We start from the raw sequence: 22,904 nt of genomic DNA, 5'->3' as shown, positions 1-22,904 counted from the left end.
GCCGCTGAAATGCCAGTCGAAACAGTAGACACGCTTGTTGTTGGCGGCGGCCAGGCGGGGTTGGCGATGAGCGAGCATCTGAGCAAGTGCGGCGTGCCTCATCTCGTCCTCGAGCGGGACCGTATCGCCGAACGCTGGCGCACCGAAAGATGGGACTCGCTGGTCGCCAATGGTCCCGCCTGGCATGACCGTTTTCCCGGCATGGAATTTCCCAATGCCGGTCCGGATGCCTTTATCGGCAAGGAGAAGGTCGCCGACTATTTTGTCGCTTACGCCGACATGATCGCTGCCCCCATCCGCTGCGGCGTGGAGGTCAGGAGCGTGGAAAGGCTTGTCGGCCGTCCCGGCTTCCGTGTCGAAACCTCGGATGGCGTGATCGAGGCCAGGAGCGTGGTTGCCGCCACCGGCGCTTTCCAGCATCCGGTTATCCCGGCCGTCGTTCCCGGGGATGCCGGGCCTATGCAGATCCATTCCAGCGCCTATCGCAATCCCGGCCAGCTGCCCGCAGGGGCGGTGCTGGTGGTCGGCTCCGGGTCTTCGGGGGTGCAGATCGCCGACGAACTCCAGCGTGCGGGACGCCGCGTCTACCTCTCGGTCGGGCCGCATGATCGCCCGCCGCGGGCCTATCGCGAGCGTGACTTCTGCTGGTGGCTGGGCGTTTTGGGCAAATGGGACGCGCAGGCGCCGGCTCCGGGCACCGAACATGTCACCATTGCGGTAAGCGGCGCGCGGGGCGGCCAGACGATCGACTTCCGGCGCCTTGCCGCGCAAGGGATGACGCTGGTTGGCCGGACCGAATCCTGCAGGCACGGTGTCATGACCTTCGCGCCCGATCTGGCCAAGAATATCGCGCGCGGCGATGCGAATTACATGTCGGTTCTGGACGAGGCAGATGCCTATGTCGCCCGCAACGGCCTCGACCTTCCCCCGGAGCCCGAGGCCCGCAAAATCGGGCCGGACCCGCAATGCATGACCGATCCCATTCTCGCTCTGAACCTGGCTGAAGCCGGGATAGGTTCGATCATCTGGGCGACGGGATTCACCGTTGATTACAACTGGCTGAAGGTCGATGTGTTCGACGAAAAGGGCAAGCCGAAGCATCAGCGCGGTGTGTCGACCGAGCCCGGGATCTATTTTCTTGGCCTGCCTTGGCAATCGCGCAGGGGGTCGAGCTTCATCTGGGGCGTCTGGCACGACGCCCAGCATGTGGCCGACCATATTTCCACGCAGCGCAAGTACCTGGCCTACCATGCGTCCGCAAAGCGCGAGACCAAGGTGGCATAGACACGGCACCTCAAACGGAGGTCCCGACCTCGAGCCTGATCCGACGGAGACCAAGATGGCGCATACAAGAATTCGCAAGTTCAACACCAAGGACACCTATCCCGAGCAGAAGCTCGACAATGACCTGTGCCAGGCGGTCGTTACGCGGGGCGGCAGGACCGTCTATCTGCGTGGCCAGTGCCCGCAGGATCTGGACACGGCCAAGAACATCGACAGCCATGATCCCGTCGAGCAGACGCACAAGGTGATGCAGAACATCCGCCAGCTGATTGAGGAGTGCGGCGGCACCATGGAGCACCTGGTCAAGGTGGTGGTCTACATCACCGACGTGCGCCATCGCGAGGCGGTCTACCGCACCATGGGCGAGTACATCAAAGGCGTACATCCCGTTTCGACCGGCCTTGTCGTGCAGGCCCTGGCGCGGCCGGACTGGCTGGTCGAGATCGACGGCACCGCCGTTATCCCGGATTAATAGCGATGACCTTTTCCATAGTAGCGCGGTGCAGCCGGACCGGCATGTTCGGGGTCGCGGTGTCCTCCTCATCGCCTGCTGTCGCGGCGCGCTGCGCCTATGCACAGGCAGGCGCCGGCGCCATCGCAAGCCAGAACGTCACCGATCCGACGCTGGGGCTGCGAGGCCTCGAATTGCTGGCGCACGGCGCTTCGGCCGTCGAGGCGGTTGCCATCCTGAAGCGCACCGGCGCTTATCCCGAATACCGGCAGGTGCTGGCTGTCGATGCCGCTGGAACGACCGCGATCCATTCAGGACCCAGGGCGCTTGGCATCTGGGCGGAGGCACGTGCGGACAATGTCGCCTGCGGCGGCAACATGCTGGCCCATGACGGCGTGCCGCAAGCCATGGTCGAGGCCTTCCTGGCGTCGGAAGGGCATCTCGGCGACCGCCTTATCGCAACCATGCGCGCCGCGCTGAAGGCTGGCGGCGAGGCCGGCCCGGTCCATTCCGCCGGCATGAAGTTGGTGCGCGAGGTTGCGTGGCCGGTCGCCGATTTGCGCTGCGACTGGACCGACGACTGCCCGATCGAGAAACTGGCGAGCTTATGGGAACTCTACAAGCCACAGCTCGATGCGTATGTGACCCGCGCCATCAACCCATCCGATGCGCCGAGCTACGGCGTGCCGGGCGACGAATAGTCAAGACAGGGGCCACCTGCGATGAGCGAGCTCAGCCACAAGGACTGGATCGGCAAGGCGTCCGCGATCCGCTTTCGCGACAAGGCGTTCATCGACGGCAAGACGGTTCCGGCGCGTTCGGGCCGGACCTTCGCCAGCGTCAATCCGGCTACCGGCGAGGTGCTGGCCGAAGTGGCGTCCTGCGGCGAGGAAGATATCGATCTGGCGGTTGCCGCAGCTCGGCGCAGCTTCAATGCGAGTGTCTGGTCGCGCACCAGTCCGGCGCACCGCAAGGAGGTCTTGCTGCGGCTGGCGCAGTTGCTGCGCGAAAACCTGCATGAACTGGCCCTGCTCGAATCGCTTGACATGGGCAAACTCGTCAGGGACGCAGCCTCGGTCGACGTCCCCGGCTCGGCGGCGATCTTCCAATGGTATGGCGAGGCCATCGACAAGATCTATGGTGAGGTGGCGCCGACCGGCGAAGGCGATCTGGTGCTGGTGCGGCGCGAGCCGCTTGGCGTGGTCGGCGCAGTGGTGCCGTGGAATTTCCCGCTCGACATGGCGACCTGGAAATGCGCGCCGGCGCTGGCGGCGGGCAATTCGGTGGTGCTGAAACCCGCCGAGCAGTCGCCTCTGTCGGCCCTGCTTCTGGCGGAACTGGCAATGGAAGCGGGCCTGCCTGCCGGCGTGCTCAATGTCGTGCCAGGCCTTGGCGAAACCGCCGGTCAGGCGCTTGGCCGCCACATGGATGTGGATTGCCTTGCCTTCACCGGATCGACCGCCGTGGGCAAGATGTTCCTGCAGTATTCCGGTCAGTCGAACATGAAGCAGGTCTGGCTGGAGACCGGCGGCAAGAGCCCCAACCTCGTCTTTGCCGACTGCAGGGATCTCGATGTGGTGGCCGACATGGCGGCCCTCGGCATCTTCTTCAACCAGGGCGAGGTCTGTTCCGCCAATTCACGCCTTCTCGTCCAGCGCGGCATCAAGGATGCTCTGGTGGAGAAACTTGTGCAACGTGCGGCGGTCACGCAGCCCGGCGATCCGCTCGATCCGGCTTCGAAAATGGGCGCCATGGTCGACAGTCGCCACGCGGCCAATGTCATGCGCTTCGTCGAGGCCGGCAAGAAAACCGCGCGCCTGGTTGCGGGTGGCGATCTGGTGACGGTCAACGGGCGTGGCAGCTTTGTCCAGCCAACCATCTTCGACGATGTCGCGCCCGCCGATCCGATCGCGCGCGACGAGATCTTCGGGCCGGTGCTTTCGGTCATCGCCTTCGACGACGAGGCCGACGCGATCCGCATCGCCAATGACAGCCCGTACGGGCTGGCCGCATCGCTGTGGACCGACAGCCTGTCGCGCGCGCATCGCATCGCCGGCCGGCTCCATGCCGGCACGGTTTCCGTCAACACGGTCGACGCGCTGAGCCCGATGACGCCGTTTGGTGGTTTCAAGCAATCCGGCTTCGGCCGCGACCTGTCACTGCATGCGCTCGACAAGTACACCGCGCTCAAAACGACATGGATCAAATACTGATGGGCGCCTAAAGCGCATCGCGATTGAACGGATTCAAGCGATGCGCTTTAGGCCTTTGCTCTTTGCATGTCGTATGCGCAAAACCGGGGCCACTTTTGCGCGACATGCATTAGGCTTGATAGAAGCCCTCAAACCGGCAACATAGCCAGCCATGCCGCTACGCTTCACGCTCAGACAGTTGGAATATTTCGTCGCCGTGGGCGAAGCCGGCTCCATCGCCAAGGCGGCCGAACAGGTCAATGTCTCGCCGCCCTCGATTTCGGCCTCGATCGCGCAGTTGGAAACCGAGTTCGGCGTCCAGCTTTTTGTCCGCAAGCATTCGCACGGCCTCTCGCTCACGGCCGGCGGCCGCATCTTCCTGAAGGAAGCCGCGCGGCTGCTCAACGATGCCGACGCCTTGCATGACGTCGCCGGCGATTTTGCGGAGAAGGTGCGCGGCCCGCTGGCCGTGGGATGCCTGCTGACCTTTGCGCAGATCGTGCTGCCGGCGCTACGCATGCGGTTCGAGCGTGCCTATCCCGATGTGCGCGTGCGCCAGTTCGAGCGCAACCAAGGGCAATTGCTGGAGATGCTGCAGCGCGGTGAAATCGACCTTGCCCTGACCTACGATCTCGAACTGTCGCAGGACATGACCTTCGAGCCGCTGATGCTGGTGCCGGCCTATGTCATGCTGCCGGCGGGGCATCGTTTCGCGGCAAAGGCGTCGATCACGACGGAAGAACTGGCCGACGAGCCGATGGTGCTGCTCGACCTGCCGTTCAGCCGCGAATATTTCCTGTCGGCATTCCACCAGCGGGGGATCCGCCCCAACATTGCCGAGCGCACAGGCGACATTGCCGTCATGCGCTCAATGGTGGCGAACGGCTTCGGCTACGGCATCGCCAATATGCGGCCGCTCAACACGCTGGCGCCGGACGGCAAGCCGCTGGTGTTCGTGCCGCTGGATGGTGATCTGCGGCCGCTGACCATGGGCGTCGCCTTGCCCAATTCCGAACACCGCACGCAAACCGCCCAGGCGTTCATCGACCACTGCCGGCATTTCGTCGTCGAGCAAGGTGTGTTCGGCGCCGAGCGGGCCGTCGGCCAGGCAGCGCTTCCACAGAAGTAGCGCCCGGTTAAGCCAGCTGCTGGTCGGCAAGCCGTTGCAGCAATTTTTCCAGCATGGCGTCGCAGCGGCGCATCTGCTCGACGCTGACGAATTCGTCCGGCTTGTGTCCCTGCGCCATCGATCCCGGTCCGCACACGACCGTCGGCGTGCCGACGTCGCGGCTGAACAGGCCGCCCTCCGTGCCGAAGGCCACCTTGATGGTGTTGTTGGCGCCGGTCAGCGATTTGACGAAGGCGACGGCCTGCGAACTGGCCGGCGTGTCCAGGCCGGGATAGGTGTTGGTGATGTCGATGTCGATCGCCGCCTCGGGCGCGATAGCCGAGGCTTCGGTGGCAATGCGCGCGGCCTCCACGCGCAGGCGCTCGAGAATCTCATGCGGGTCGTCGGCGGCGACATTGCGGATCTCGAAGTCGACCTGGCAGAGGTTCGGCACGATGTTCAGCGCCACGCCGGCGTTGATCTTGCCGACATGGACGGTTGTGTAGGCAATGTCGTAGTCGCCGTCGCGGGCGCCATCGCGCACCAGCCGGTCCTGCTCGCGGCGCAAGGCGGCGACGAAATCGCAGCCGAGATGGATGGCGTTGAGCGCCAGCGGGGCCAGCGCCGAATGGCCCTCGCGCCCCTTGCAAAGCGCGCGTGCGGCAAGCTTGCCCTTGTGGCCCGTCGCCACCTGCATGTCGGTGGGCTCGCCCACGATGCACAGCAAGGGCCGATGGGGGGCCGCTTGCAGCATGTCGATCAGACTGCGCACACCGATGCAGCCGATCTCCTCGTCGTAGGAGAGGGCCAGGTGCAGCGGTGTCCGCAGCGTCATTGTCGAGGCCTTGAGGCACGCCGCGAGCGCGCAGGCCACAAAACCCTTCATGTCGGCCGCGCCGCGTCCGTAAAGCTTGCCGTCGCGGTTGGTCATCTCGAAGGGCGGCAGCGTCCAGGCCTGGCCGTCGACGGGAACGACGTCGGTGTGACCGGACAGCATGATGCCGGAAGCACCGGCCGGTCCGATGGTGGCAAACAAATTGGCCTTGTGGCCGTCCTCGCTGCGGATGATCTGGCAAGCAATGCCATGCGCCTCCAGCAGCTCCGCCACATAACCGATGAGGACGAGGTTCGAGTCGCGGCTCACCGTCGGGAAGGCGATCAGCTTTTCAAGGATCTGGATGCTGTCCATGCGTTTATGCCTCGTTGGCCGTGGGCGCTATCTAACATCGCGCAGCGGTGGCCTTGAAGTCGCATTTGGCTCAGCCGAAATTCAGCGGATGCTAATCCGGGTGAACGCGATTAGGCGCGGCCTAACCGGCACGGAAGAAATCTGTTGTTTTCTGACGCTTGCCGAAACTTATGAATGGTCTCACGGCATCAACCCACTGGGCTGGCCGGCTTGCGTCACGCCTCGAAACCATGATCGGGCATGCTGCAGGGCGACGCTGGCAGGAAGGCACGTTCCATGCGCGATCCGCGCTATGACATTCTGTTCGAGCCTGTGAAGATCGGTCCGGTGACCGCCAAGAACCGCTTCTATCAGGTGCCGCATTGCAATGGCGGCGGCTATCGCGACCCTTCGGCCGCGGCCGAGATGCGCCGCATCAAGTCGGAAGGCGGCTGGGGTGTCATCTTCACCGAGCAGACCGAGATGCACCATACATCGGAGATCACGCCCTTCATCGAGCTCAGGCTGTGGGACGATGCCGATATCCCGGCACTGGCGAAGATGGCCAAGGCTATGCATCAGCATGGCGCGCTGGCCGGCATCCAGCTGGCCTATTCGGGCATCAACGGACCTAACCTCTACACCAAGGAAGTGCCGCGCGGACCGTCGGCCCTGCCCATTCGCACCTTCACCAACGATCCGGTGCAGGCGCGCGCCATGGACAAGCAGGATATACGCGACCTGCGCCGCTGGCACCGCAATGCCTTCAAACGGGCGAGGCTCGCGGGCTTCGATCTGGTGTGCCTCTACGGCGCGCATGGCTTCGGCATCATCCAGCACTTCCTGTCCACGGCCACCAACCAGCGAAGCGACGAATATGGCGGCTCCCTGGAAAATCGTTCGCGGCTGATGCGCGAGCTGATCGAGGAGGGCAGGGATGCCATCGGCGACACTTGCGGCCTGACGCTGCGGCTGTCGCTGGACGAGATGATCGGCGAACTCGGCTTCGCCAATTCCGAAGTGCGCGACATGATCGAGATGCATGCGGACCTGCCTGATCTCTGGGATTTGGCGCATGGCGCCTGGGAGGATTGTTCGGGGCCGTCGCGGTTCAAGGAGGAGGGCGCGCAGGAGAGCCTGGTGTCCGGCATCAAGAAGCTGACCTCGAAGCCGGTGGTCGGCGTCGGTCGTTTCACCTCGCCGGACGTGATGGTGAAGATGATCAAGTCCGGTACGCTCGATTTCATCGGTTGCGCGCGGCCGTCGATTGCCGATCCCTTCCTGCCGAAGAAAGTGGAGGAGGGGCGTATCGAGGACATCAGAGAATGCATCGGCTGTAACATCTGCATCACCGGCGACATGACCATGTCGATCTCGCGCTGCACGCAGAACCCGACCTTCATGGAGGAGTGGCGCAAGGGCTGGCATCCCGAACGCATGCAGGCCAAGGGCGACAGCGACAGCGTGCTGATCGTCGGCGCCGGCCCGGCCGGGCTGGAGGCGGCGCGTGCGCTCGGCCTGCGCGGCTATCAGGTGGCCATCGCCGAAGCCGGCACCGAACTCGGCGGCCGCGTGGCGCGCGAATGCCGCTTGCCCGGTCTCTCGGCATGGGGACGCGTGCGCGACTACCGCCAGTACCAGATCAGCCAGATGTCCAATGTCGACGTCTATTTCGAAAGCCGATTGTCGGCGCAGGAGATACTGGACTTCGGCTTCCAGAACATCGCCGTCGCCACCGGCTCGACATGGCGCCGAGACGGCGTGGCGCGCGCGCATGTCGTGCCGATGCCGGTCGACCCGGCGATGCCGGTCTACACGCCGGACGATCTGATGGGCGGCAATGTGCCGACCGGCAGCGTCGTGCTGTTCGACGACGACCACTATTACATGGGTGGCGTTCTGGCCGAGCTGATGGCGCGCCAGGGCGCAAAGGTGACGCTGGTGACGCCGTCGGCCTATGTGTCCGACTGGACCCGCAACACGCTGGAGCAGGGCGCCATCCATCGCCGGCTGGCCGAACTCGGCGTCGAGATCGTGCTGAACCGCACCGTGACGCGCATCGTGCCGGGCGGCGTTGCCACGGCCTGCGCCTATACGGGTAGCCAATTTGACATCGCCGCCGACGCCGTGGTGCTGGTGACATCGCGCCAGCAGGACGATGGCGTCTGGCAAGGCCTGAAGGCGCGGCGGGCCGAGTGGGCCGACAGCGGAATCCGCTCGATCAAGGTCATCGGTGACGCCGAAGCGCCGGGTCCGATCGCCTGGGCAACCTATGCCGGCCACCGCTTCGCGCGCGAGCTGGACGAAGCCGATATCGGCGACGCACTGCCCTTCCGCCGCGAGGTCACGGCACTGGCGGCGGATTAGGCGCCTGCGGAGCGGTCAGCGAATATCGGGTTGTTCAACCATACCGCATTGCACAATTCCTTCGCTTGGTCACAATGCAGGCATGGTTCGAACCGCACTCGCCGTCCTGGTGATCGATGAAAACCGCATCCGCGCCGCGATCATCGAGGCGGGGTTGCGCGAGGCCGGCCATGAGCGGGTCACCGTCATCCATGACGTGACCGGCATTGCGCGGCGGATCGCCGAGATCGAGCCCGATGTCATCGTCATCGATCTCGAAAACCCGAACCGCGACATGCTGGAAAACATGTTCCAGCTGTCGCGCGCCGTAAAACGGCCGATCGCCATGTTCGTCGACCGCTCCGACCAGGCCTCGATCGAGGCGGCGGTCGATGCCGGCGTTTCTGCCTATGTCGTCGACGGTCTGCGGCAAGAGCGCGTCAAGCCGATCCTCGACATGGCGGTCAGCCGCTTCAACGCCTTTTCGCGCATGGCGCGCGAGCTGGAAGAAGTCCGCAGCGAACTCGAAAGCCGCAAGGTGATCGACCGCGCCAAGGGCATCCTGATGAAGTCACGTGGCCTCTCCGAAGAGGCCGCCTACACGCTGCTGCGCAAGACGGCGATGAACCAGAATCGCAAGATCGGCGACATCGCCCAGAGCCTGGTGACCGCCGCCGGGCTGCTGGGACCGGCGGAGGACGAATGAGCATGACTGCCGAGCACCAGATCACCGCCGGCTTCATGCCGCTTTTCGACAGCGCCGTGCTGGTTGCGGCCGGTGAGCTTGGCTTCGCCGCGCGCGAAGGCATCGATCTAACGCTGCACCGCGAGACGTCGTGGGCCAACATCCGCGACCGCATCGCCATCGGCCACTTCCATCTCGCGCATATGCTGGGGCCGATGCCGCTCGCCTGCAATCTCGGGCTGACGCCGCTCGCCTCGGAAACCATCGTGCCGTTCTCGCTCGGCCTCGGCGGCAATTGCGTCACCATCTCGAACGCCGTTTGGGCCGGCATGGCGGCACATGGCGCCGTGGCCGACCTCGATCCGGCGCGCGCCGGTGCCGCACTTGGCGCGCTCATTCGCGAGCGCGCTGCTGCCGGCCGCGATCCGCTGCGCTTCGCCGTGGTGCACCCGCATTCCGGGCACAATTACGAGCTGCGCTACTGGCTCGCCGCCTGCGGCATCGATCCGAGCCAAGAGATCGAGATCGTCATCGTGCCGCCGCCCTTCATGGCCGATGCGCTGGCCGCCGGGCGTATCGACGGCTACTGCGTTGGCGAACCCTGGAACAGCGCTTCGGTGGCAGCGGGCACCGGCCATATCGCCACCGTCAAGGCGCAGATATGGCGCAACAGCCCGGAGAAGGTGATCGGCGTGCGCAAGGCGTGGGCTGACGAAAACCCGGAGGCGCTGGCAGCATTGCTGCGCGCGCTGCATCATTCGGCGCGCTGGTGCCAGGACCCGGCCAACCATGGCGAATTGGCCGCTGTCATGGCGCAGGCCGGCTACCTCGGTCTGCCGCCGGCGGTGCAGATGCCGATCCTGACCGGACATCTCCAATTGGGCGGCGGGGCGGAGCTGGATATCGACGACTTCTTCCTGCCTTTCGACAAGGCGGCGAATTTTCCGTGGAAGAGCCATGCGCTGTGGTTCTACACGCAGATGGTGCGCTGGGGGCATGTGGCGCACACGCCGGAACACCTTGCCATCGCCCGCGACTGCTATCGCCCCGACCTCTATCGTTCGGCATTGAAGCCGCTTGGCGTCGCACTTCCCGGCGCCAATTCGAAAGTCGAGGGCGCTCTCCGCGTGGCCACAGCGGTCGGTGCGACCGGTGCCGGTCTGGTGCTCGGTCCCGACGGTTTCTTCGACGGCCAGATCTTCGATCCCGACGAGATCGACGCTTACATTGCCGGCCAGAAATCCGCCGAGATTCAGACCTGATCATTTCCGCGCCATTCTTGTGCATTGCACAAAAATTGTGCGTGCGATTGCTCCAATGACCAATCTTTGGCCTGCCGGCCATAGGGCCCGACGTGTCGGTGATCGGCGTGAACTGCTGATTTCATTGATCTTTTTCGCCTCTCTCGAAACTGGCACGGTTCCTGCTTTGAAATAGACAGGCCCTTCACGGGTCACGGAACAGGCGTCCAATGGCGGGCGCCACAGGCAAAGCTGCCGCTCAGGTTAATGCGCGCTCCCGGTCACCCGGACGCGAAGACCTGGCTGGCGGCTTTTTTTGTTTTGATCAACACGCAATCGACGACGCGGATCCCAAGCCGCGCCCCAACCGGAGACGACGATGACGAAACGGATCAGGACTGGAACGACCCTCAAGGACATGACGCGCCGCGATTTTCTGGTCAGCAGCGCGATGACGGCGGCACTGTTCGTGGCCGCCCGCAAGCTCTTCCCCTCCGGCGCCTATGCCGCCACCGCCGCGCCGGAGGTCACCGGCGCCAAGCTCGGCTTCATTGCGCTGACCGATGCGGCACCGCTGATGATCGCCAAGGAGAAGGGGCTGTTCCCCAAGTTCGGCATGCCCGATGTCGAGGTGCTCAAGCAGGCCTCCTGGGGCGCGACACGCGACAATCTGATGCTCGGCGGCGCGGCCAACGGCATCGACGGCGCCCATATCCTGACGCCGCTGCCTTACCTCATGCACACCGGCAAGGTGACGCAGAACAACCAGCCAATGCCGATGGCGATCGTGGCGCGGCTCAACTACGACTGCCAGGGCATTTCGGTCGCCCAGGAATATGCCGGCACCGGTGTCGGCCTCGACGCCTCGAAGCTGAAGGACGCCTTTGCCGCCAAGAAGGCGGCCGGCAAGGAAATCAAGGCCGCCATGACCTTCCCGGGTGGCACGCATGATCTGTGGCTGCGCTACTGGCTGGCCGCCGGCGGCATCGATCCCGACAAGGACGTTTCAACCATCGTCGTGCCGCCGCCGCAGATGGTGGCCAACATGAAGGTCGGCAACATGGACGTGTTCTGCGTCGGCGAGCCGTGGAACGAGCAGCTCGTCCATCAGGGCGTCGGCTTCACCGCCGCCACGACGGGCGAATTGTGGAAGGGCCATCCGGAAAAGGCGCTCGGCCTGCGTGCCGAATTCATCGAGAAATACCCGAACGCCACCAAGGCGATCCTGATGGCCGTCATGGAAGCCCAGCAATGGTGCGAGGCCAGCGACAACAAGGACGAGATGGCCGCCATCATCGGCAAGCGGCAATGGATGAACGTGCCCGTCGCCGACATCATCGGCCGCCTCAAGGGCGACATCAACTACGGCAATGGCCGCGTCGCCAACGGCACCGATTTCTCCATGAAGTTTTGGAAGGGCGGCGTCTCCTATCCGTTCAAGAGCCACGATACGTGGTTCCTCGCCGAGAACATCCGTTGGGGTAAGTTCGCGCTGACCACCGACATCAAGGCGCTGGTCGATCAGGTCAACCGCGAGGATTTGTGGCGCGAAGCGGCCAAGGATCTCGGCGTTGCGGCTGCCGACGTTCCGGCGTCGCCGTCGCGCGGCGTCGAGACCTTCTTCGACGGCAAGATCTTCGATCCGGCCAACCCGTCCGCCTATCTCGATAGCCTGAAGATCAAGGCATCGGCCTGAACCCCTGCGCAAACGGCGCATTGCGCCGTTTGTCGCTCGAATTATCTGCCCCACGGAGTTTTCCCCAGACATGTCGATCCAGACTATCGAGGACACCAAGGTGAAGGCCTTTCCTGCCAAGCCGGCGGAGGTCATCGCCTTCACTGCCAAAGCAAGGCGTCGCTTCGATCCGCTCGCCATCGCCGGCAAACTGGCGAGCGCGCTGGTGCCGCCCATCATCGTGATCGCGCTGATGCTGGTCGTCTGGCAGATCGCCTGTTCGTCGCCGACATCAAGCCTGCCGCCGCCGACCCAGGTGTGGAACGAGGCCTACGATTTGATCGCGCATCCGTTCTTCGACAATGGCCCGCAGGATATCGGTCTGGCATGGCGCGTGCTGATCTCGCTGCAGCGTGTTGCCATCGGCTTCGGCCTGGCGGCGGTGGTCGGCGTCGCGCTCGGCGCGCTGGTCGGCCAGTCGATCTGGGCGATGCGCGGCCTCGACCCGGTGTTCCAGATCCTGCGCACGGTGCCGCCGCTGGCCTGGCTGCCTCTGTCGCTGGCGGCGTTCCGCGATTCCAGCCCGTCGGCGATCTTCGTCATCTTCATCACGTCGATCTGGCCAATCATCATCAACACCGCGGTCGGCGTGCGTAACATCCCAGAGGATTATCGCAACGTCTCGCGCATCCTGCGGCTCAACCAGTTCGAGTTCTTCGTGAAGATCATGGTGCCGGCCGCCGCGCCTTACATCTTTACCGGCCTGAGGATCGGCATCGGCCTGTCCTGGCTCGCCATCGTCGCCGCCGAAATGCTGACCGGCGGCGTCGGCATCGGCTTCTTCATCTGGGACGCGTGGAACTCGTCGCGGCTGCCCGACATCATCGTCGCGCTCGCCTATATCGGCGTCACCGGCTTCTGCCTCGACCGTCTGGTCGCAGCGGTCGGCGCCTTTGTCACCCGCGGCACAACGGCAAAGTGAGGAGAGGGGCGATGACGGCCTATCTGAAACTCGACCATATCGACAAATCCTTCACGCGTGGTGCCCAGGTCAGCGAGGTATTGAAGGACATCAGGCTGACCATCGACAAGGGCGAATTCGTCTCCATCATCGGCCATTCCGGCTGTGGCAAGTCGACCTTGCTCAATCTGATCGCCGGGCTGACCAAGGTGTCCGCCGGCGCCGTGCTGCTCGAGGACAAGGAGGTCGACAGCCCCGGACCGGAACGCGCCGTGGTGTTCCAGAACCACAGCCTTTTGCCGTGGCTGACCGTCTACGAAAACATCAATCTGGCGGTGTCGAAGGTCTTCGGTCGTTCGAAGAGCAAGGCCGAGCGGCATGACTGGATCATGCGCAATCTTGACCTCGTGCAGATGGCGCATGCCAAGGACAAACGCCCGGCAGAAATATCGGGCGGCATGAAGCAGCGCGTCGGCATCGCCCGGGCGCTGGCCATGGAGCCGAAGATCCTGCTGCTCGACGAGCCGTTCGGCGCGCTCGATGCGCTGACGCGCGCCCATCTGCAGGACGCGGTGATGGACATCCACTCCAGGCTCGGCTCGACGACGATCATGATCACCCACGATGTCGACGAGGCGGTGCTGCTTTCCGACCGCATCGTCATGATGACCAATGGCCCGGCGGCAACCATCGGCGAAGTGCTTCCCGTGCCGCTGGCGCGGCCGCGCCGGCGCGTCGAACTCTCTTCCGACCGGACCTTCCTGCGCTGCCGCGAGGCGGTGCTGAAGTTCCTCTACGAACGCCACCGCTTCGTCGAAGCCGCGGAGTAGCACCATGAGCGAAAGACTTGTCATCATCGGCAATGGCATGGCCCCCGGGCGCATGCTCGAGCACCTGCTGGAACAGGCGCCGGGCCGCTACACCGTCACCATCTTCAACGCCGAACCGCGCGTCAATTACGACCGCATCATGCTGTCGCCGGTGCTGTCGGGCGAGAAAGCCTATGAGGAGATCATCATCCACGGCGACGGCTGGTACATCGCCAACAACATCACCCTCTACAAGGGCCACAAGATCGTCACCATCGACCGGTCAGCGAAGACCGTCACGTCAGATCATGGCGTCACCGAACCCTACGACAAGCTCGTCATCGCCACCGGCTCGGTACCGTTCATCATCCCGGTGCCCGGCCATGACCTGCCGGGCGTGCTGACCTATCGCGACCTCGACGATGTGCAGGCGATGATGCTCGCCGCGCAGTCGCGGGCCAAGGCGGTGGTCATCGGCGGCGGCCTGCTGGGTCTGGAGGCGGCGGCGGGCCTCAACGCGCAAGGCATGGACGTCACCGTGCTGCATGTCATGCCGACGCTGATGGAGCGCCAGCTCGATCCCGCGGCCGGCTATCTGCTGCAGCGTGCCGTGGAGCAGCGCGGCATCAAGGTGATCACCAAGGCTAACACACAGGCGATCACAGGCAACGGCAAGGTCGGGCAGGTGGAGCTTGCTGACGGCACCATTATCCCAGCAACGCTTGTGGTGATGGCCGTCGGCATCAGGCCGAATTCGGCGCTGGCGAAACAGGCCGGCATCGCAGTCAACAGGGGCATCGTCGTCGACGCCGGAATGCGCAGCAACGATCCCGACATTTACGCGCTCGGCGAATGTGCCGAGGTCAACGGCCAGGTCTATGGCCTCGTCGCACCGCTCTACGAGATGGCGCGCGTCACAGCCAGCCAGCTGGCCGGCAACGAGGCGGCGGCCTTCGTCCATATGGACACGCCGACCAAGCTCAAGGTCACCGGCATCGACCTGTTCTCGCTCGGCGACTTCGCCGAGGGCGAGGACCGCCAGGAGATCGTGCTGCGCGATGCGGCCGCCGGCGTCTACAAGCGCCTTGTCCTGAAGGACGACCGCATCATCGGTACCGTGCTCTATGGCGAGACGGCTGATGGAGCCTGGTTCAACGACCTCAAGAAGAAGCAGACCGATATTTCCGAAATGCGCGACACGCTCATCTTCGGCCAGTCCTACCAGGGGAGTGCCCCGCTGGACCCTATGGCGGCCGTTGCAGCCTTGCCGGATGATGCGGAAATCTGCGGCTGCAACGGCGTTTGCAAGGGAAAGATCACTGGCGCGATTACGGGGAAGGGCCTGACCTCGCTCGACGACGTGCGCGCCCACACCAAGGCGTCAGCCTCCTGCGGCTCCTGCACCGGGCTGGTCGAGAAGCTGATGGTGCTGACCATCGGCGACAAATACAATCCGGCGGCGGTGCAGCCGATGTGCGGCTGCACGACGCTCGGCCATGACGAGGTGCGCCGGCTGATCATCGCCAAGGGCCTGAAGACCATTCCCGCCGTCATGCAGGAACTGGAGTGGACGACCTCCTGCGGCTGCGCCAAATGCCGGCCGGCGCTCAACTATTATCTCGTCTGCGACTGGCCGGACGAGTACGCCGACGACTACCAGTCGCGCTTCATCAACGAGCGCGTCCACGCCAACATCCAGAAGGACGGCACCTATTCGGTGGTGCCGCGCATGTGGGGCGGCGTCACCAACGCGGCGGAGCTGCGCGCCATCGCCGACGTCGTCGACAAGTTCGAAATCCCGATGGTCAAGGTCACCGGCGGCCAGCGCATCGACATGCTCGGCATCCGCAAGGAAGACCTGCCGGCGGTATGGGCCGATCTCGGTCAGGCCGGCTTCGTCTCCGGCCACGCCTATGCCAAGGGGTTGCGCACGGTGAAGACCTGCGTCGGCTCGGACTGGTGCCGCTTCGGCACGCAGGATTCGACAGGGTTTGGCGTCCGCATCGAAAAATTCATGTGGGGCTCGTGGACCCCGGCCAAGGTCAAGATGGCGGTGTCGGGCTGTCCTCGCAACTGCGCCGAGGCGACCTGCAAGGATGTCGGCGTGATCTGCGTCGACAGTGGTTACGAGATCCATTTTGCCGGCGCGGCCGGCCTCGACATCAAGGGCACCGAGGTGCTCGGCCTGGTCAAGACCGAGGATGAGGCGCTGGCGCATATCGTGGCGCTGACGCAGATGTATCGCGAGCAGGGCCGCTATCTCGAGCGCATCTACAAATGGGCCAAGCGCATCGGCATTCCCGAGATCAAGCGCCAGATCATGGACGATGGCGACAAGCGCAAGGCCTATTACGAGCGCTTCGTTTTCAGCCAGAAGTTCGCCCAGGTCGACCCGTGGTCAGAGCGCGTTTCCGGCAAGGACAAGCACGAATTCCGGCCGATGGCCTCGGTCGGCTTTGCGCAGGCGGCGGAGTGACCATCATGAACTGGATCGCCATCGGCTCCATCTCCGACATCCCCCGCCGTGGCGCGCGCTGTGTCGCCACGCCAGAGGGAAAGATCGCCGTATTCCGCACCCAGGACGATCAGGTCTACGCCATCGACGACCATTGCCCGCACAGAGGCGGACCGCTCAGCCAGGGCATCGTGCACGGCACGGCGGTGACCTGTCCCTTGCACAATTGGGTGATTTCGCTGGAGACGGGCAAGGCGCTCGGCGCCGACGAGGGCGCGGTGCGCACCATTCCGGTGCGGGTCGAAGGCGAGCGTCTGTTCATTGCGCTGGAAGCGCTGGCCAGCCGCGCGGCCTGACCCATGGAGATCGACGAAGCGCGCGAGGTGAGGACCACCTGCCCCTATTGCGGGGTGGGCTGCGGCGTGCTGGCGAAGGTCGCCGCGGACGGGCAGGTGTCCGTCCGCGGCGACCCCGACCACCCGGCCAATTTCGGCCGGCTCTGCTCCAAGGGCTCGGCACTGGCCGAGACCATCGACCTCGACGGCAGGCTGCTCCATCCGGAGATCCACGGCCGCAGCGCCGGCTGGGACGAGGCGCTCGACCTCGTCGCCTCGACCTTCTCGCAAACCATCGCCGAGCATGGGCCCGATGCGGTCGCCTTCTATGTCTCCGGCCAGTTGCTGACCGAGGACTATTATGTCGCAAACAAACTGATGAAGGGCTTTGTCGGCTCGGCCAACATCGACACCAATTCGCGCCTGTGCATGGCCTCCTCGGTCGCCGGCCACCGCCGCGCCTTCGGCTCCGACACCGTGCCGGGAACCTATGACGATCTGGAGCTTGCCGACCTGATCGTGCTGGTTGGCTCCAATCTCGCCTGGTGCCATCCCGTGCTTTACCAGCGCATTGCGGCTGCCCGGGAAAAGCGGCCGGAGATGAAGATCGTCCTGGTCGACCCGCGTCGCACCATGACCGCTGACATCGCCGACATGCATCTGGCGATCGCGCCGGATGGCGACGTCGCTTTGTTCACGGGCCTGCTCGCTTATCTCGGCCAGCACAATGCGCTCGACCGCGCCTACATCACGACGCACACGACCGGCTTCGGGCAAGCGCTTTTCGCGGCCTCCGCGCTCGACCTGGCCGGCGTCGCCGCCGCCACCGGCCTGAGCGAGGACGAGCTTGGCCGTTTCTACAGCCTGTTTGCGGCGACGGCGAAAACGGTGACGGTTTACAGCCAGGGTGTGAACCAGTCGTCATCCGGCACCGACAAGGTCAACGCCATCATCAACTGCCATTTGGCCACAGGCCGCATCGGCAAGCCAGGAGCAGGGCCGTTCTCAGTCACCGGCCAGCCCAATGCGATGGGCGGCCGCGAGGTCGGCGGCATGGCCAATATGCTCGCCGCCCATATGGAGATCGAAAACCCCGACCATCGCGACCGTGTGCAGCGCTTCTGGAACGCGCCGGCCATTGCCGGAAAGCCCGGCCTGAAGGCAGTCGAGATGTTCCAGGCGCTGGCCGACGGGCGCATCAAGGCGCTGTGGATCATGGCCACCAACCCGGTCGATTCGATGCCGGACGCCGATGCCGTCGAAGCGGCGATCAAGGCGTGCCCTTTCGTGGTGGTGTCGGACGTGCTGGCCCGGACCGACACCGTCCGCCATGCCCATGTCCGGCTGCCCGCCGCCGCCTGGGGCGAGAAGGACGGCACCGTCACCAATTCCGAACGCCGCATTTCGCGCCAGCGCGCGTTTTTGGAGCTGCCCGGCGAGGTGCTGCCCGACTGGTGGATTGTCGCCGAGGTGGGCAAGCGGATGGGGTTTGGCGAGGCGTTTTCCTATGCGACGCCAGGGGAGGTGTTTGCCGAGCATGCCGCGCTGTCGGGGTTCGAGAATGATGGTGCGCGGGATTTCGATATCGGGGCTTGTGCCGGGGTTGATGCGGAGGGGTATGAGGCGCTTGAGCCATTCCAATGGCCGGCGCCGAGCCAAGGCACCCCCCTCTGGCCTGCCGGCCATCTCCCCCTCAAGGGGGGAGATCGGCTATTGCTACAGCTTTCGCCAATTACCAACGTTGCAGAACGAGCGCCATCGGCGAAGCTGCCAATCTCCCCCCTTGAGGGGGAGATGGCCGGCAGGCCAGAGGGGGGCGCTCAAGCTCGACATCAGTCGGAGTTGGCTGCAAATGGCCCTTCCACCACCCGCTTCTTCGCCGACGGCAATTTCTACACACCCGATCGCAAGGCGCGCTTCATCGCCATCCGCCCGACCACGGTAGTCCGCACCAGTCCCGACTATCCGCTGATCCTCAACACCGGCCGTATCCGCGATCATTGGCACACCATGACGCGGACGGGGAAAAGCCCGCGGCTTTCGCAGCACATCGCCGAGCCCTTCGTCGAAATCCACCCCGTGGATGCGCAGCGCTTCGGCATCGGTGACGCCGACATCGTGCGCGTTTCCAGCCCGCGCGGCGACGTGCTGGTGCGCGCGCTGGTGACGGCGCGCCAGCGCCAGGGCAGCCTGTTTGCGCCGATGCACTGGACCGATCAGTTCTCGGCAAGGGGCCGGCTCGACACGCTGACCGCGCCGCTGACCGATCCCATTTCCGGCCAGCCGGCGCTGAAACATGTCGCCGCCCGCATCGAGAAATTCGCGGCAAGAGCCTTTGGCTTTGCGGTGACGCGGCAGAGGCCGGCGCCCGATGCCGCGGCCTATTGGGCCGTGGCCAAATGCAAGGGCGGTTGGCGGGTCGAGCTTGCCTTTGCCGATGACGACATCGACTGGGCGGGCGTTGCCGGGTCGCTGTTCGGCGCGTCATTGGGTGCCGAAATATCAGCCTATCATGACCGCGACGCCGGCCAGCATCGCATCGCCGCCTTCGATGGCGATCAACTGTGCGGGGCGCTGTTCGTCGCGCCCGGACCGGTCGCCGTGTCGCGCGGCTGGGCGGCGGAACAGTTGAGTGCCGATCATGTCGACCGACGCGGCAGGCTGGCTATCGTGGCCGGACGGCCGGGCGGGATCGACGTCGACCGCGGCGCCATCGTCTGCTCCTGTTTCGGCGTCGGTGCCAACCAGATCGCCGAAGCGGTGCGCCGCGGCTGCGGCAGCGTCGCGGCAATCGGCGCGGCGCTGAATGCCGGCACGAATTGCGGTTCCTGCCGCGCCGAGATCAGGGTCATCATCAACGCACAGGTTCTCCAAGCAGCCGAGTGATCGTCCTGACCAAAGGGGCCTGCGCGACGGCGCTGGTTGGGCTATGGTGGCGCAAGCGTGCAGCGTCGTGCACGAATCGTCTTCAGTCAGGGTCATCCAATGGCAAATCCTCCGCGCCGACCAACAAATCCGATGACGGCCGCCGAAGCGGCTTTCAAGCCGGTGAAGAAGCCGGCTGCTCCAATGCGTGAGCCCTCGGCCGCTCCAGGCGTCAGGGAGCTTGTTTCGATCCGGATCGACCGCGCCGTGCTGGACCACTTTCAGGAGGATGGACCGGGCTGGCAGGACCGCATCAACGACGCCTTGCGGCAGGCGATTGAAGGCAAGCCGACGGCCAGCGGTTCGGACGACGAGTAGCGGCTGTTCCAGCCAGATCACGCTTCGAAGTGCAGGATGTAAAGCTTCCGCGTCTTCTCGTGGATCGTCCATTCGCCTTTCCAGCCTTTCGGCAGCACCAGCATTTCGCCGGGACCAACCTCTTCGCTGCGGCCATCCGGCCCATGCAGCGAGACCCGGCCCGACACGATGTGGCAGGTTTCGGAATTGGTCTCGCGCGAGGCGGTGAAGCGGCCTGATGTGCACTCCCAGACGCCAACTTCCAGCATGCCGTCCGGCGAGGTCCACAGCATCTTCGAGGCTTCGAACTGATCGCCGCTGATTGAGGTCGGCTTGGGCTCGGGCTCGCCGAGATCGATGGAGGCGAGGTGGGCGAAGGTCTGGAAGTCGGTCATGGCAGTCTCCGGGCAGGCACTGAAAATGCAGAAAGTTTTGGGATCGCTCCGAGCTCAATGCCCGGTGATGCGGTCGGCGATCGCGGCCAGTTTCGACGTGTGCTGGAGGCCGGCTTCCTCGCGCTCGTCGGCGACGCGATAGAGCTGATACATCGAGTGGACGCCGAGCCAGCGCATCGGCTCGGGCTCCCATTTGCTCACCTGGCGGTTGACCCAGGGCAGGCGGGTCAGTTCGGTGTCGCGGCGCAGGATGAGGTCGCGCAGCGTGCGGCCCGACAGGTTGGAGCTCGACACGCCGAGCCCGACATAGCCGCCGGCCCAGCCGATGCCGGTTTGCGGATCGAGTCCTGCTGTCGTGCACCAGTCGCGCGGCACGCCGAGCACGCCGCACCAGGCGTGGTCGATGCGAAGCCTGGCTGTCTGCGGCAGCAGCCGGGTGAGGATGGCGTGCAGGCTTTCGATCGTCGCCTGCTGCGTCTGGCCGCGTACATCCGTTTGCGAGCCGTAGCGATAGGGTACGCCGCGTCCGCCCATGGTGATGCGGCCTTCCCTTGTGCGCTGCGCATAGCAATAGGCGTGCGCGGCGTCGCCCAGAAGCTCATGGCCCTCCCAGCCGATCTCGTCCCACAGCGACCGCGGCAGCGGCTCGGTGATGATCTGCGCGCTGTTGAGCGGCAGCCAGAGCCGTTCATTGCCTGGTATGCCGGCCGTGAACCCTTCCGTGGCACGGATGATGATGGGCACGCGCACAGTGCCGCGGTTCGTCGTGACCTTGCCCTTCTCGATGCCGGTCACGGTGGTCTGTTCATAGATCGGCACGCCAAGCCGCTCGACGGCTTCGGACAGGCCGCGCACCAGCTTGGCCGGCTGCACACGCGCGGTGCCGTGGTGGATATAACCGCCAAGCACATTTTTGATGTTGATACGGGCCTTGGCCTCTGCCTGGCCGATCAGGCTGACACGCTCACTCGGGACGCTCCAGCCGATCGCATCGGCATAGGCGGCCTTGATCCGTTCAAGCTGCGGCGGGTTGGTGGCAACCGTCAGATTGTCGACGCGGCGGATGTCGGCATCGATGCCTTCGGCCTCGGCCACCGCGATCACTTCGTCGACCGTGCCATGCATGGCGGTTTCCATGTCGATGACGGCGCCGCGCGTCGAGGTCTGCAGATATTTCTCGCGCGACCAGCTGAAGCCGCCGGATAGCCAGCCGCCATTGCGGCCCGACGCGCCGAAGCCGGCGAACTCCCGCTCGACGATGGCGATGCGGATCGAAGGATCGGCCTTCTTCAGGTAATAGGCCGTCCACAGGCCGGTGTAGCCGGCACCGACGATGCAGACATCGGCTTCGAGCTCACCCGGGAGCGGCGCGCGATAGGCCGGCAGGCCGATGTCGGCATACCAGAACGAGACGTTGCCGTTGACTTTGGCGTCCATGTCTAAAAATCCTGCGGGGGAAAGGAGCGGTCAGGTCATCGTCATGTCGGCGCGGTCGTCGTCGGCAAGAAGTTTTGCATCGACGACGGACCAGCGCAGATCGACCGTGTCACCAATCGAGAACGGTGTGGCTTCCAGCGAGGCGCGCACGATGGCGACCGAGCCGTCGCGAAGCGTCACCTGGTATTTCGAACCCGACCCCAGATAGATCGCCTCGCTGACCTCACCGGTGAGGCTGTTCTGCCCGGCGGCGGGAGGCGTGTTGGCGCCGGCAAGCGAGAGCTTTTCCGGCCGCAGCAGGACCACCGGTTTGCCTCCGCTGGCCAGCTTGCCCTTGGCCACGATCTTCTGGCCGGCGATCGTCAGGCTGGTTTCGTTTCCGGACGTCTGGGCGGTGCCACGCAAACTGGTCGATTCGCCGATGAACTTGGCCACGAACAAGGTCGTCGGCTCGTCATAGAGCTGGCGGCCAGTTCCGACCTGTTCAATGCGCCCCTGGTTGAAGACGGCGATGCGGTCGGAGAGCACCAGCGCTTCTTCCTGGTCGTGCGTCACATAGACGAAAGTGGTGCCGAGTTCGCGGTGGATGCGCTTGATCTCCAGTTGCAGCCATTCGCGCAGTTTCTTGTCGAGCGCGCCGAGCGGTTCGTCCATCAACAACAGCGGCGGATCGAACACGATGGCGCGCGCCAGCGCCACACGCTGCTGCTGGCCGCCGGACAGCTCTGAGGGATAGCGATGCGCGAAGTCGGCCATCTTGACCATGTCCAGCGCACGTACGACGAGACGGTCGCGTGCCTGTTTGTCCATGCCGCGCAAGGTAAGGGGATAGGCGACGTTCTTGCCGACCGTCAGGTGCGGAAACAGCGCGTAGTGCTGGAAGACGACGCCGATGTTGCGCTTGTGCGCCGGCAGGGCGACGATGCTCTTGCCGCCGACGGCGAGGTCGCCAGAGGTGAGGTCGGTGAAGCCCGCCACGACGTTGAGCGTGGTGGTCTTGCCCGAGCCGCTGGGGCCGAGCAGCGTCATGAACTCGCCCGGCTCGATATGCAGGCTGACATCGTCGAGTGCGGTGAAATTGCCGTAGCGCTTGGTTGCGCCCTTGATGTCGATGGCCGCGCCACGTTCCCTCGCAGTCAT

General features: G+C 64.8%; 19 protein-coding genes. 15 read left to right on the top strand and 4 right to left on the bottom strand.

Translation table 11 applies throughout. The features are described from left to right. Positions 1-9 precede the first annotated feature (9 nt). The 5 genes from MESCI2_RS0103835 to MESCI2_RS0103815 all read left to right on the top strand — a co-directional run bounded on the left by MESCI2_RS0103835 (position 10) and on the right by MESCI2_RS0103815 (position 5,056). Positions 10-1,284 carry a flavin-containing monooxygenase gene (locus tag MESCI2_RS0103835; protein ID WP_027035398.1) on the top strand — a complete coding sequence of 425 codons (1,275 nt, stop codon included), beginning with the start codon at positions 10-12 and terminating at the stop codon, positions 1,282-1,284. 55 nt (positions 1,285-1,339) lie between these two features. Further along, positions 1,340-1,756: a RidA family protein gene (locus MESCI2_RS0103830; RefSeq protein WP_023809426.1), complete on the top strand. Its 417-nt coding sequence runs from the start codon at positions 1,340-1,342 to the stop codon at positions 1,754-1,756. 5 nt (positions 1,757-1,761) lie between these two features. Further along, positions 1,762-2,436: a DUF1028 domain-containing protein gene (locus tag MESCI2_RS0103825; protein WP_027035397.1), complete on the top strand. Its 675-nt coding sequence runs from the start codon at positions 1,762-1,764 to the stop codon at positions 2,434-2,436. 21 nt (positions 2,437-2,457) lie between these two features. Beyond that, a complete protein-coding gene (locus tag MESCI2_RS0103820; RefSeq protein ID WP_027035396.1) occupies positions 2,458-3,948 on the top strand; it encodes an aldehyde dehydrogenase in 1,491 nt (496 codons plus the stop codon). 151 nt (positions 3,949-4,099) lie between these two features. After that, positions 4,100-5,056, top strand: a complete 957-nt coding sequence (locus MESCI2_RS0103815) for a LysR family transcriptional regulator (protein ID WP_027035395.1) — start codon at positions 4,100-4,102, stop codon at positions 5,054-5,056. Positions 5,057-5,063: 7 nt separating this feature from the next. On the opposite strand, the gene argE is transcribed toward MESCI2_RS0103815, so the two are convergent. Further along, positions 5,064-6,224 (bottom strand): acetylornithine deacetylase, encoded by a 1,161-nt coding sequence (gene argE, locus MESCI2_RS0103810; RefSeq protein ID WP_027035394.1) that lies wholly within the window; start codon positions 6,222-6,224, stop codon positions 5,064-5,066. Positions 6,225-6,500: 276 nt separating this feature from the next. Between argE and MESCI2_RS0103805 the strand changes: the two genes are divergently transcribed. The 10 genes from MESCI2_RS0103805 to MESCI2_RS0103760 all read left to right on the top strand — a co-directional run bounded on the left by MESCI2_RS0103805 (position 6,501) and on the right by MESCI2_RS0103760 (position 19,953). Then, positions 6,501-8,570 carry an NAD(P)-binding protein gene (locus MESCI2_RS0103805; RefSeq protein ID WP_027035393.1) on the top strand — a complete coding sequence of 690 codons (2,070 nt, stop codon included), beginning with the start codon at positions 6,501-6,503 and terminating at the stop codon, positions 8,568-8,570. A gap of 82 nt (positions 8,571-8,652) precedes the next feature. Then, entirely contained in the window at positions 8,653-9,255 is a 603-nt protein-coding gene (locus MESCI2_RS0103800; RefSeq protein WP_027035392.1) for an ANTAR domain-containing response regulator, read from the top strand. Between the two features lie 2 nt (positions 9,256-9,257). After that, the gene (locus MESCI2_RS0103795) at positions 9,258-10,496 is read left to right on the top strand and encodes a CmpA/NrtA family ABC transporter substrate-binding protein (protein WP_027035391.1); all 1,239 of its coding nucleotides are present in this window, start codon (positions 9,258-9,260) and stop codon (positions 10,494-10,496) included. A gap of 358 nt (positions 10,497-10,854) precedes the next feature. Then, positions 10,855-12,171: a CmpA/NrtA family ABC transporter substrate-binding protein gene (locus MESCI2_RS0103790; protein WP_027035390.1), complete on the top strand. Its 1,317-nt coding sequence runs from the start codon at positions 10,855-10,857 to the stop codon at positions 12,169-12,171. A gap of 70 nt (positions 12,172-12,241) precedes the next feature. Further along, positions 12,242-13,132 carry a nitrate ABC transporter permease gene (gene ntrB, locus MESCI2_RS0103785; RefSeq protein ID WP_027035389.1) on the top strand — a complete coding sequence of 297 codons (891 nt, stop codon included), beginning with the start codon at positions 12,242-12,244 and terminating at the stop codon, positions 13,130-13,132. 11 nt (positions 13,133-13,143) lie between these two features. Next, positions 13,144-13,941 carry an ABC transporter ATP-binding protein gene (locus tag MESCI2_RS0103780; protein ID WP_027035388.1) on the top strand — a complete coding sequence of 266 codons (798 nt, stop codon included), beginning with the start codon at positions 13,144-13,146 and terminating at the stop codon, positions 13,939-13,941. A gap of 4 nt (positions 13,942-13,945) precedes the next feature. Next, entirely contained in the window at positions 13,946-16,396 is a 2,451-nt protein-coding gene (gene nirB, locus MESCI2_RS0103775; protein ID WP_027035387.1) for a nitrite reductase large subunit NirB, read from the top strand. A 5-nt stretch (positions 16,397-16,401) separates the two neighbouring features. Next, a complete protein-coding gene (gene nirD, locus MESCI2_RS0103770; RefSeq protein WP_027035386.1) occupies positions 16,402-16,731 on the top strand; it encodes a nitrite reductase small subunit NirD in 330 nt (109 codons plus the stop codon). 3 nt (positions 16,732-16,734) lie between these two features. Beyond that, positions 16,735-19,596, top strand: a complete 2,862-nt coding sequence (locus tag MESCI2_RS0103765) for a nitrate reductase (RefSeq protein ID WP_027035385.1) — start codon at positions 16,735-16,737, stop codon at positions 19,594-19,596. A gap of 99 nt (positions 19,597-19,695) precedes the next feature. Further along, positions 19,696-19,953, top strand: coding sequence for a BrnA antitoxin family protein (locus tag MESCI2_RS0103760; protein ID WP_027035384.1), 258 nt, complete (start codon positions 19,696-19,698; stop codon positions 19,951-19,953). Between the two features lie 17 nt (positions 19,954-19,970). Here MESCI2_RS0103760 and MESCI2_RS0103755 read toward each other — a convergent pair whose 3' ends face one another. Genes MESCI2_RS0103755 through MESCI2_RS0103745 form a run of 3 tightly spaced genes read right to left on the bottom strand, consistent with a single transcriptional unit; the run spans position 19,971 to position 22,904 of the window. Then, positions 19,971-20,327, bottom strand: coding sequence for a cupin domain-containing protein (locus MESCI2_RS0103755; RefSeq protein WP_027035383.1), 357 nt, complete (start codon positions 20,325-20,327; stop codon positions 19,971-19,973). Between the two features lie 54 nt (positions 20,328-20,381). Further along, the gene (locus MESCI2_RS0103750) at positions 20,382-21,764 is read right to left on the bottom strand and encodes an NAD(P)/FAD-dependent oxidoreductase (RefSeq protein ID WP_027035382.1); all 1,383 of its coding nucleotides are present in this window, start codon (positions 21,762-21,764) and stop codon (positions 20,382-20,384) included. A 30-nt stretch (positions 21,765-21,794) separates the two neighbouring features. After that, positions 21,795-22,904 carry an ABC transporter ATP-binding protein gene (locus tag MESCI2_RS0103745; protein WP_027035381.1) on the bottom strand — a complete coding sequence of 370 codons (1,110 nt, stop codon included), beginning with the start codon at positions 22,902-22,904 and terminating at the stop codon, positions 21,795-21,797.

The sequence above is a fragment of the Mesorhizobium ciceri WSM4083 genome, assembly GCF_000519305.1.
Lineage (GTDB): Bacteria > Pseudomonadota > Alphaproteobacteria > Rhizobiales > Rhizobiaceae > Mesorhizobium > Mesorhizobium ciceri_B.
Note: the sequence above shows the minus strand (reverse complement) of the source record. Positions and strands in the feature narration are given on the sequence as shown.